General features: G+C 40.4%; 1 pseudogene. It reads right to left on the bottom strand.

The annotated features are described in order from the left end of the window. Positions 1 to 963: pseudogene (locus WG67_RS08595) on the bottom strand (phosphoribosylformylglycinamidine synthase); the annotation flags it as partial.

Genomic DNA, 963 nt, shown 5'->3' with positions numbered 1-963 from the left:
CCCGAAACCCACTATATCGCGATTAACTCCAAGCACTCCGGTCATTGCTCCACCAAATGGATCAAGAGCTGAAGGGCTATTGTGAGTTTCAACTTTATCTACAATCAAGTAATCGTCATCAAAAATTATTCCTCCTGCGTTGTCGGAGAAAACTGACACGCATATGTCAGAATTTATCTCACGCGTTGCACGCTTAATATAATGAGCATATAGACCGTCTTTTATTTCATCAATAGGGGAGCAAAAAATATTGTGTTTACAATGTTCAGACCAAGTCTGTGCCAGAGACTCAAGTTCAATATCATATGGATTTCTACCAAGTTTTTTAAAGTAATCCTTTATAGCTTTCATTGCTGCCAGCGAGAGCCCTAAAGTGCCATTACCATCGATTCCATCTCTGCTGATTTTCTCAAGTTCTTGGTCACTTACATTTAAATCAACAGATTTAGCCCCATTACTACTTGATATCACTCCAGTGCTCTCTTTTGTCATCCCAGCCTTTTTTTCTGTCATCCCAGTGCTTGACACTGGGATCCATTCTTTTTTTTCCTGGTCACGCGCTGGAATGACACCGGAGTGGGTATTTAATGACTTATATTTACCATAATATTTCCAGCTATAGTTATTATTTTCTTTACAGATAAGTGTGCAATACTCAGTGATGGGGTTGAACTCTTGTTTTATATCATCTTCGGTTGGTAAATCTCCTTGACTTAGAATCAATTTTGAACTTCTTGCTTTGATCTCAATTGGTGTCATTCCAGCGCGTGACGCTGGAATCTGCGTTTTCTCTTTCTGGATCCCAGTGTCAAGCACTGGGATGACAAAAGAAGGGGCTGGGATGACAGGCTGGTCGATATAGCCTTTGCTTATTAAATACTCTCTAACAATTTGTTTCACTGTGTTGCCTACATTATCGGTCATGCCAGGTAGGAAGCTTATTTCCAAGCCCCACTTTGCTTG

It is taken from the genome of Wolbachia endosymbiont of Drosophila incompta, assembly GCF_001758565.1.
Taxonomy (GTDB): domain Bacteria; phylum Pseudomonadota; class Alphaproteobacteria; order Rickettsiales; family Anaplasmataceae; genus Wolbachia; species Wolbachia pipientis.
Note: the sequence above shows the minus strand (reverse complement) of the source record. Positions and strands in the feature narration are given on the sequence as shown.